6 protein-coding genes and 1 riboswitch are annotated in these 10,519 nt (G+C 71.9%); of the genes, 5 read left to right on the top strand and 1 reads right to left on the bottom strand.

Annotated features, from left to right (window positions below):
* The first annotated feature begins 25 nt into the window (after window positions 1-25).
* From cobN to cobO, 4 genes are all read left to right on the top strand, one after another.
* A complete protein-coding gene (gene cobN, locus BN1197_RS13535; protein WP_052466746.1) occupies window positions 26-3,967 on the top strand; it encodes a cobaltochelatase subunit CobN in 3,942 nt (1,313 codons plus the stop codon).
* Window positions 3,964-6,159 carry a VWA domain-containing protein gene (locus tag BN1197_RS13540; protein ID WP_082043907.1) on the top strand — a complete coding sequence of 732 codons (2,196 nt, stop codon included), beginning with the start codon at window positions 3,964-3,966 and terminating at the stop codon, window positions 6,157-6,159. The genes cobN and BN1197_RS13540 overlap by 4 nt, the downstream gene beginning before the upstream one ends.
* Before the next feature lie 50 nt (window positions 6,160-6,209).
* Window positions 6,210-7,136, top strand: coding sequence for a homocysteine S-methyltransferase (gene mmuM, locus BN1197_RS13545; RefSeq protein ID WP_040160592.1), 927 nt, complete (start codon window positions 6,210-6,212; stop codon window positions 7,134-7,136).
* Window positions 7,137-7,346: 210 nt separating this feature from the next.
* Window positions 7,347-7,970, top strand: coding sequence for a cob(I)yrinic acid a,c-diamide adenosyltransferase (gene cobO / locus BN1197_RS13550; RefSeq protein ID WP_040160594.1), 624 nt, complete (start codon window positions 7,347-7,349; stop codon window positions 7,968-7,970).
* A 107-nt stretch (window positions 7,971-8,077) separates the two neighbouring features.
* Here cobO and BN1197_RS13555 read toward each other — a convergent pair whose 3' ends face one another.
* Complete coding sequence (locus tag BN1197_RS13555; protein WP_040160595.1) at window positions 8,078-8,806, bottom strand: thermonuclease family protein; 729 nt, start codon at window positions 8,804-8,806, stop codon at window positions 8,078-8,080.
* A 203-nt stretch (window positions 8,807-9,009) separates the two neighbouring features.
* On the opposite strand from BN1197_RS13555, the gene BN1197_RS13560 reads away from it, so the two are divergent.
* A complete protein-coding gene (locus BN1197_RS13560; RefSeq protein ID WP_082043909.1) occupies window positions 9,010-10,344 on the top strand; it encodes a YihY/virulence factor BrkB family protein in 1,335 nt (444 codons plus the stop codon).
* A 12-nt stretch (window positions 10,345-10,356) separates the two neighbouring features.
* A riboswitch (cobalamin riboswitch) is annotated at window positions 10,357-10,497 on the top strand.
* The last annotated feature ends 22 nt before the right edge of the window (window positions 10,498-10,519 follow it).

The following is a 10,519-nucleotide window of genomic DNA, read 5'->3' on the forward strand; positions in this document are numbered from 1 at the left end:
GGACCCCGAGAGAGGCCACATCCCCGTGTTCCTGCTGCTGTCGACCTCCGACACCGATCTGCTGAGCGCGCGCGCCGCGAACGACCTTCATGCCGACGGCGGTGCGCCCGTGCCGTGGCGCCACGCCAACCCCGTCAGGCTCGACCGCCTGCACCTCGCCCAGGGCGAGGAGAACGATGCCGCCTCACAGCGCGAGCACCTGGCCGCGCAGCTCGAGGAGTTGATGGAGGGCGTCGATCTCGTCGTCGTCCGGCTGCTCGGCGGGCGGCGTGCCTGGGAGGACGGACTCGCCCTGCTGCTCGCCGAGGGCCAGCCGCGGCCGGTGGTCGTTCTCACCGGCGAGCAGGCTCCCGACGCCGAGCTCATGACCGCCTCGACGGTGCCGGTCGGTGTCGCCACGCAGGCCCACGCCTATCTCGCTCACGGTGGGGCCGCGAACCTCGCCCAGCTCGGCGCGTTCCTCTCCGACACGGTGCTGCTCACCGGGCACGGGTTCGCGGCACCGCAGGCGACGCCGGCCTGGGGATCGCTGGGCTGCACGGGGGCGTGTCTCGCCACGGCCGCGGCCGATCGGCCGAACTGCGGGCAGGCCTCCTGCCGGGCGTGGACGACACAGGCCGAACACGGCGACGACCCTTCGAAGCCCACGATCGCCGTCCTCTTCTACCGGGCTCACCACATGAGCGGCAACGTCGCGTTCGTCCACACGCTGTGCGACGCGATCGAGAGCGCGGGCGGCGTGCCGATGCCGCTCTACGTCACCTCGTTGCGCGAGCCCGACGCCGACCTCATCGCGACCCTGCGGCGCGCCGACGCCGTCGTCACCACCGTCCTCGCCGCCGGCGGCACCGTGCCCTCGGCCGCGCAGGCGGGCGGTGACGAGGACGCCTGGGACGCCGGAGCTCTCGCCGCGCTCGACGTGCCGATCATCCAGGGTCTCGTCCTCGGATCCTCCCGCGAGGAATGGCTCGAGAGCGACGACGGCGTCACCCCGCTCGACTGCGCCACCCAGGTCGCGGTTCCGGAGTTCGACGGCCGCATCATCTCGGTGCCGTTCAGCTTCAAGGAGATCGACTCCGACGGGCTGCCGCGGTATGTCCCCGATCCCGAACGTGCGTCGCGCGTCGCGGGTATCGCCGTCAGCTACGGCGCGCTGCGTCGTACCCCGCCGCAGGAGCGCAGGCTCGCGATCGTCCTGTCGGCCTACCCCACCAAACATGCGCGCATCGGCAACGCCGTCGGGCTCGACACCCCGGCCAGCGCCATGCGGCTGCTCCACCGTCTCGCCGACGCGGGTTACGACATCGGCCCACTCGCCGGCGAGGGTTCGCTGCCCGGTGTCGAGTCGGGCAACGGCGACGATCTTATCCACGCCCTCGTCGCGACCGGCGGTTACGACCAGGCGTGGCTCACCGAGCAGCAACTCGCGTCGAACCCCCTTCGGGTGCCCGCGGGTCTGTACGAGCAGTGGTACGCCCGGCTCGACCAGGGCCTGCGCGACCTCGTCGAGGAGGCCTGGGGTCCGGCGCCCGGCGAGCTGTACGTCGATGCGCACACCTCCGCCCGCCGCGGAGGCAACGACGAGAAATCCCTCATCATGGCCGGGGTGCGGGCGGGCAACGTCGTCGTCATGATCCAGCCGCCGCGCGGCTTCGGCGAGAACCCCATCGCCATCTATCACGACCCCGACATGGCTCCCAGCCACCATTACCTGGCGGCCTACCGTTGGCTCGAGGCCCCCGTGGACGAGGGCGGCTTCGGTGCCCACGCCGTCGTCCACCTCGGCAAACACGGCAACCTCGAGTGGCTGCCCGGCAAGTCCACGGCCATGGCCGCCACGTGCGGCCCCGACGCGGTGCTCGGCAATCTGCCGCTGATCTACCCGTTCCTCGTCAACGATCCCGGCGAGGGCACCCAGGCCAAACGCCGCGCCCACGCCACCCTCGTCGACCACCTCGTGCCCCCGATGACCCGCGCCGACTCCTACGGCGACATCGCGAAGCTCGAGCAGCTCCTCGACGAGTACGCCCAGGTCAGCGTCATGGATCCGGCCAAGGTGCCGGCGGTGCGTCAGCAGATCTGGACCCTCATCCAGGCCGCGCGACTCGATCACGACCTCGGGCTCACCGGCGAACGGGCTCTGGACGACAAACTCGACGACACCGACTTCTTCGACGACTTCGTCCTCCACGTCGACGGCTGGTTGTGCGAGATCAAGGACGTGCAGATCCGCGGCGGTCTGCACGTGCTCGGCGAGGCGCCGACCGGGGAGGCGCGGGTCAACCTCGTGCTCGCGATCCTCCAGGCCGCGCAGATCTGGGGCGGGGAGCACTCGCTTCCTGGCCTGCGCGAGGCCCTCGGCCTGAACGAGGGCAGCAGGGAACGACAGGCGACCGACGACGTCGAGGCCGCCGCCCGGGGGCTCGTCGAGGCGATGGAGGAGCGGGAGTGGGCGGTCGAGGCCGTCGACGAGATCGCCCCCCGGGCCCGTGAACTCGTCGCGGCCGGCGTGCGTGGTGCCGAGGGCGTCGGTGCTGGTCTCGACCCCGAGAAGGTCGCCGCCATCCTGCGCTTCGCCGCCACCGAGGTCGTGCCGCGCCTCGATCGCACGACCGACGAGATCGACCAAGTGCTCCACGCGCTCGGCGGCGGCTTCGTCCCCCCGGGCCCGTCGGGATCGCCGCTGCGCGGCCTCATCAACGTGCTGCCCACCGGTCGCAACTTCTACTCGGTCGACCCACGGGCCATCCCGAGCCGCCTCGCGTGGGAGACGGGCCGGGCGTTGGCCGACTCCCTCGTCGAGCGGTACGTGGCCGACCACGGCGAGCCGCCGGCCAACGTCGGGCTGTCGCTGTGGGGCACCTCGGCGATGCGCACGGCGGGTGACGACATCGCCGAGGCCCTGGCGCTCATGGGCATCCGGCCGGTGTGGGACGACGCGTCCCGCCGCGTCAAGGATCTCGAGGTGATTCCGCTCGAGGAGCTCGGCCGCCCGCGGGTCGACGTCACTCTCCGCATCTCGGGCTTCTTCCGCGACGCGTTCCCCCACGCCACGGCTCTGCTCGACGACGCGGTCGCGCTCGCGGCCGCCCAGGAGGAGGGGGACTCCGACAACTACGTGCGCGCGCACGTGCAGGCCGACGTCGCCGCGGGGGTCGACGAGCGCTCCGCGCGTACCCGCGTGTTCGGCTCCAAGCCCGGCACGTACGGTGCCGGGTTGCTGCAGCTCATCGACTCGCGCGACTGGCGCACCGACGCCGACCTGGCCGAGGTGTACAGCGTGTGGGGCGGCTACGCCTACGGGCGCGACCTCGACGGCGTCCCCGCGCGGGAGACGATGGAACGCACGTACAAGCGCATCCGGGTCGCGGCCAAGAACGTCGACACCCGCGAGCACGACATCGCCGACTCCGACGACTACTTCCAGTACCACGGCGGCATGGTCGCGGCGGTGCGCTCGCTCACCGGCTCCGATCCCGAGGCGTACATCGGCGACTCGACGCGTCCCGAGCTCGTGGCGACCCGCACGTTGCTGGAGGAGACCTCGCGCGTCTTCCGGGCCCGGGTCGTCAACCCCAAGTGGATGGCCGCGATGCGCGAGCACGGCTACAAGGGCGCGTTCGAGATGGCGGCGACCGTCGACTACCTCTTCGGTTACGACGCGACCACCGGCGTCGTCGACGACTGGATGTACGACAAGCTCACCCGCGAGTACGTGCTCGATCCGGTCAACCGCGCGTTCCTCGAGACCTCCAACCCCTGGGCCCTGCACGGCATGGCCGAGCGGCTGCTCGAGGCCGTCGACCGCAAGATGTGGGCCGAACCCGACCCCGAGGTCCTCGCCGAGCTGCGCCAGGCCTACCTCGACTCCGAGGGTGATCTGGAAGGCGCCGACGAGGACGAGGAGGAGTCCGGTGCCGCCACCTCGGACGTCCGGGGCGCGGCGCGGGGGCGGAGGCGCCGATGAGCGAGAATCGCGCGCCGGACGCGTCCACCTCGACGGGCGACCCGGGGTCGAAGACCACCGGTTCGTCGACGTTTCCGTTCTCGGCGGTCGTCGGCATGGACGACATGGGCCTCGCGCTGTGCCTGGCGGCGGTCTCGCCGGGGATCGGCGGAGTGCTCGTGCGCGGTGAGAAGGGCACGGCCAAGTCGACGATGGTGCGGGCCCTCGCGGCCGTGTTGCCGCCGGTCGAGGTCATCGGCGGATGCCGGTTCGCGTGTGACCCACGCCGGCCCGATCCGGCGTGTCCCGACCTCGCTCGGCACTCCTCGGTCGACGCGCTGACCCGGCCCGTGCGGCTGGTCGAGCTGCCGGTCGGGGCGAGCGAGGACCGCGTCGTCGGCTCGCTGCACCTCGACGAGCTGCTCTCACGGTCGAAGGTCGAGTTCGAGCCCGGCCTGCTGGCCCAGGCGCACCGCGGCATCCTCTACGTCGACGAGGTCAACCTCCTGCCCGACCACCTCGTCGACACCCTCCTGGATTCCGCGGCGATGGGACGTGCCCGGGTCGAGCGTGAGGGTGTGTCGGTCTCGCACGCGGCGCAGTTCGTGCTCGTCGGCACGATGAACCCCGAGGAGGGCGAGCTGCGCCCGCAGTTGCTCGACCGGTTCGGGCTCGCGGTCGACGTCGCGGCGAGCCGGGAGGTCGACGTGCGCGTCGAGGTCGTCCGCCGCCGGATGGCGTTCGAGGCCGACCCGGCGGGGTTCGTCGCGGGGTACGCCGGCGAGCAACGCGAACTCGCCGACCGCATCGCCCGCGCCGAACACCTCCTGCCGCAGGTCGTGCTCACCGATGCGGCCGTGCGCCAGATCTCCACGATCTGTGCGGAGTTCGACGTCGACGGCATGCGCGGCGACCTCGTCACCGCACGCACGGCGTGCGCCCACGCGGCCTGGTGCGGACGCACGGAGGTGACCGGCGAGGACGTGCGGGTCGCGGCCCGGCTCGCCCCGCCGCACCGGCGCCGTCGGTCTCCGTTCGACGACCACAGCGGCGACGACCTCGAGGACATCCTCGACGAGACCCTCGGCGAGGAACCGCCGGAGCCGCCGGACGACGACCCGGCCGGCCCCGACGACGACCCGCCGGGCGGCGGGCCCGACGACGGCGCCGGGGATGGCTCCGATGACGGTGACGACGACGGCGGCGATGGCAACCGCGGCGCCCCGCCGGAGCCGACCGAACCCCCCGAACCACAGGAGACGCCCGAGCCCCAGCACTCGAGCGACGCGGGGGAGACCGGGACGAGCGAGGCCGAGGAGGCCCAGAGCCCGCCGCGGCCGAACTCCGCCGGCTCACGAGGAACCCAGGGGACTCGACCCGACCGCCCGTATCGCACTCGCCTGTTCGCGCTCCCGCACGCCGGGGCGGGGGTGGCAGGGCGTCGGTCCTCCGCCGAAGTCGCGACGGGCCGTCACGTGCGGGCCGTGCGTCCGGAAGATCCGCGTGGCCGCGGGCTCGCGCTCACCTCGACGATCGTCGCGGCGGCGTCGCGTCTGGACGGTGACTCCGCGCGGAAAGCGCGGCCGTCTCGGTGCGAGGTGGAGGTCGGGCCGGGGGATCTGCGGCGCAGCGTGCGTCGCGGCAAGGAGGGCAACCTCGTCGTCTTCGCCGTCGACACCTCAGGGTCGATGGGCGCGGCCGAACGCATCCGTCAGGTGAAGACCGCGTGCGTCTCTCTGCTGCTCGACGCCTATCAGCGGCGTGACAAGGTCGCGGTCGTCACGTTCTCGGGGCGGGAGGCCCGCGTCGTGCTGCCGCCGACGAGCAGCGTCGATCTCGCCGAGCGTCTGCTCGCCGAGGTGCCGACGGGCGGACGCACACCGCTCGCCGAGGGCCTGACCAGCGCGTACGAGGTCCTCCGCCGCGAACGCGTCCGCGATCCCCATCGCCGTGCCCTGCTCGTCGTCCTCACCGACGGACGCGCGAGCGCAGGCGGACGCACCGCGCTGCCCCGTGCCCACCGGGTCGCCGACGGCATCGGTGCCGACGCGGCCCGCACCGGCCAGTTCGGCACCGTCGTCGTCGACTGCGAATCGGCCCGCGCGGGTTTCCGACTCGGCCTGGCGCGCGACCTCGCAGGCCGTCTCGGCGCCGAGTACGTCGACCTCGCCGAGTTGGGTGGGTCCCTGGTGGGACACGCACGCCCCGCCTGAGCACACGAGGCCGCCGCTGGCCTTCCGAACCGCTGGTGGACGATGGGGCCGTGACTGCGCTCGACACCCTTCCCGATGGAGTTCTGCTGTCCGACGGTGGACTGGCCACGCAACTCGAGGCCGTGGGGCACGACCTGTCCGATCACCTCTGGTCGGCGCGTCTCCTGCGGGACGACCCGGCGGCGATCATCGAGGCCCACCTGGCGTTCCTGCGGGCCGGGGCGCAGATCGTGACGACGGCGAGCTATCAGGCGTCCTTCGAGGGCTTCGCGGAGGCGGGCATCGACGGCTCCGAGGCCGAGCGGCTCATGCGGCTGTCGGTGACTCTCGCCCGGGACGCCGTCGACCGCCACGCGAGCGAGACCGGGCGGACGGCGTGGGTCGCCGCCTCGATCGGCCCGTACGGCGCCGCGCTCGCCGACGGGTCGGAGTACCGCGGGCGCTACGGCCTCACCGTGACCGAACTGCGGCGATGGCACGAGCGCCGCCTCGCCGTCCTCGCCGACACACTCGGCCCGACCGGCGCCGATCTCCTCGCGATCGAGACGATCCCCGACGTCGACGAGGCGGCCGCACTTGTCGAGCTTCTCCGCGGAAGTGGGCATCCCGCGTGGCTCAGCTACACCGTCGAGGGGACGGCCACGCGCGCGGGCCAGACTCTCCACGAGGCCTTCTCCCTCGCCCGCGGCATCGACGAGATCGTCGCCGTCGGTGTCAACTGCTGCGACCCCGCGGACGTCCTCGACGCGGTCGCCGCTGCCCACGGCGCGACCCGAGGGGCGGTCGTCGTCTACCCCAACAGCGGCGAGGGATGGGACGCCACGGCTCGCCGCTGGACGGGACCCGGACGTTCGCTCACCGACCTCGCCGAGGACTGGGTCGACGCCGGCGCCCGCATCGTCGGCGGCTGCTGCCGGGTCTCACCCGACCAGATCACCGCCCTCCACGGCCGGCTCCGCCCCGGTCGGCGCGGGTAGAACCGCCTGTTCGAGCGTGTGTGTGGGGGTGTGCGCTCTGTCGGCGTGGGTGGAAGCGCCGGCTCGGGCGGTCGGACAGGCGGTTCGCTCGCTCAACCGTGGATGAAAGTGCCTGTTCGAGCACTCGGGCGGGTCGGAAGTGCCTGTTCGAGCGGTCGTGGCAGGCGGTAGCGTCGGGCGGAGCCACCCGAACGAGACGAAGGAGCCTCCATGCCCCAGGGTCAGCCGGCGGTCGTGCCGGACGACGGACTCACCACTCGCCAGCGCCGCAACCGCGCGATCCTCGCCGTGCACACCGGCGTGGGCAAGGGCAAGTCGACGGCCGCGTTCGGGCTCGCCCTGCGCGGCTGGAACCAGGGCTGGGACATCGGGGTGTTCCAGTTCGTCAAGTCGGCGAAGTGGAAGGTCGGCGAGGAGGAGGTCCTGCGCAGGCTCGGCCGCCTGCACGACGAGACCGGCGAGGGTGGCCCGGTGGAGTGGCACAAGATGGGGTCGGGATGGAGTTGGACCCGCTCCAGCCAGGGCGAGGACACCGAGGAGCGCCACGCCGCCGACGCGCGTGAGGGGTGGGAGGAGATCAAGCGCCGCCTCGCCGAGGAGCGCCACGACCTCTACGTGCTCGACGAGTTCGCCTACCCGATGAAATGGGGCTGGGTCGACGTCGACGACGTCGTCGAGACCCTCGCCTCGCGCCCGGGGCGCCAGCACGTCGTCATCACCGGCCGCGACGCCGACCCCAGGCTCGTCGAGGCCGCCGACCTCGTCACCGAGATGACGAAGATCAAGCACCCCATGGACGCCGGACAGAAGGGCCAACGCGGCATCGAGTGGTGAGCGCTGAGCGCGCGCCGCGCCGAGACAGCCGCCGTTTCCGGCCCCAGGTATCCGAGTTCCTTCCGCGGTGTCAGAAGGGCCGGAAACGGCGGCTGTCTCGGCGGGGGTCAGACCTTCGCGGGGCGCCACCCGGCCTTCTCGGCGGCGCCGCGCGAGCAGAACCAGCGTTCGCCCTTGCGCACGTCGATCTTGGTCGCGGAGTAGTAGCGCTGTCCGGGCATGTGGTAGATCCGCTCACCGGAGCCGCTGATGTTGCCCTTGATCGTGCAGCCCTTGACGGTGGCCGTCGTCTTCTTGCCGACGGGCTTCTTCTTCGTGGAGACCGCCGCGGCCTTCGTGCCGGCGCAGCGGCCCCACAGTCCCCGCTTCTTCGTCTTGGCGGTGGCCTGCGCCTTGAGGTAGGTCGGGCGGCCGGCGTAGGCGCGGGCGTAGGTGTACTCGCGGCCGAAGCCGTTGGAGATGAGGCGTTGGGCGAGCTTGGTGCCGTCGGTGAGGACGACGTGCCGCAGCAGGCGGCCGTAGGAGTCCCGGTTCTTCTGCGTGCGGTCGGCGCGCAGGTAGACGGTGCGGCCCTTGACGAGCTGGGTGGTCGCGGCCTTGGCCTGGGTGGCGTAGCAGTCGCGCCGCGCGAGTTCGGGGGTGTCGACGCCGATGAGCCGCACCTTCTCGACCTTGGCGCCCACGCGGACGTGCACGGTGTCGCCGTCGGCGACGTAGGTGACGGTGCCGCGCACGTCGCCTCTCGCCGGGGTGGCGGCAGCGGCGGGCAGGGTTGCTCCGGCGCTCGTGATCGCGGCGACGACCACAGTGGTCACGACCGTCTTCGTCATCGTCATGGCGGAATCCTTCGTCTGGGTGCGGCTCCGGGAGTACGGGTCCGTCGTTCCTCACATCGTGTGGGTGCGAGCGGCGTTTCTGTGACGTGGATTGCTATGACGTGGACGGCATCTCGCCGACGTAGCCGACGTCGCGGGCCGTGGTGTCACGAAGGCGGCGCAGCGTGGGCGTGGGATGATCCACCCGGGCAGGAGGTGAGGTCATGAGCGGTTTCGTCGGGTGGCTCGACAGACAACAGCGGCGGCATCCGATCCTGGGGGCACCCCTGGCGGTCGTCTACAAGTTCTTCGACGATCAGGGCTTCTACCTCTCGGCCCTCATCGCCTTCTACGCCTTCATCTCGTTGTTCCCGCTCTTCCTGCTGTTCTCGACGATCCTCGGGTTCGCACTCGAGAACGACGCGGGGTTGCGCGCCGAGATCCTCGAGTCCGCCGCCCGTCAGATCCCGGTCATCGGTCAGCAGATCGAGACGCAGCAGCTCCGGGGCAGCGGCACGGCCGTCGCGGTGGCCATCGCCACCGCGGTGTTCGGATCGTTGGGAGTGGCCCAGGCCATCCAGAACGCGATGAACGTCACCTGGGGTGTACGCCGCAACGAGCGACCCAACCCGGTGACGAGCCGGCTGCGCAGCCTCGGGCTGTTGGGCGTACTCGGCGTCTTCGTCGTCGCGACGACCCTCATCTCCCAGATCGGCGCGTTCGTCGACTCGAGCCTGCCGATGGGCAGGGACGCCTCGACCGTCATCTTCACCGTCGGGTCCCTCGTGCTCTCGGCCCTCGCCTTCGTCATCATCTGCCGGCTCGGCACCGCGGAGCCCCCGGAGATTCCCGAACTCGTGCCGGGCGCCTTGCTCGCGGCGCTCGCCTGGCAGGCGTTGCAGACCGGTGGCGGCACGTTCGTCACGACGGTCGTCGCCCGCTCGTCGGTGACCAACGGTGCGTTCGCGATCGTCCTCGGCCTCGTGGCCTGGCTGTACATCGGCGCGATCTGCCTCGTCTTCTGCCTCGAGACGAACATCGTCTACGCCCGGCGTCTCTACCCGCGCTCCCTGCTCACCCCGATGACCGACCGCGTCGATCTCACCGAGGCCGACCAGCTCGCGTACGCCCGCATGGTGCGGGCCCAGAGCCTCAAGGGTTTTCAGAACGTCGAGGTCACCTTCGACTACGACGGCCAGTACGCGAGCGAGCATCGCCGGCGGCGCCGGGAGGCCGCGGACGAGGGTCCGAGCGAGAGCGCGGCCACCCGCATCCTGCGGCTGCGCGAAGGATTGCGTCGCGCCCTGCCCAGGTCGAGCGACGCCCACTTCGAGGCCCTCTCCGACCGCGTCGAGAAGCCGGCGTCGGGCACGGTCGGCGAGCCGTCGGAGGCGGCCGCCGACCTCCCGGCCGACGCGGCGGATACGGGCGGGGACGCAGCTTCTCCCGCCGCACCCGACGCCACGTGCGAGCGGGATCCCGATGCTGCCCGCGACCCACGTTCCGGGACCGAGGTCACCCCGCGCTCCGACGGCTCACGCGCGACGCCCGCCCGCTGATAGGCTCACCGCCGCCGGTCCACAAGGGCCGGCGCTTCGTCGCAGGTCGACGTTTCGGAGGAAACCGGTGCGACACCGGTGCGGTCCCGCCACTGTGACCACCCGCCGTGCGGTGTGGGAGCCAGGAACTCCGGTCGGCCTGGAAGCCGCCTCGGGACGCGGATCCCGGGAGGAA

Origin of the sequence: Mobilicoccus massiliensis, assembly GCF_000826525.2 — a bacterium.
In the GTDB taxonomy this organism is placed as follows: domain Bacteria; phylum Actinomycetota; class Actinomycetes; order Actinomycetales; family Dermatophilaceae; genus Mobilicoccus; species Mobilicoccus massiliensis.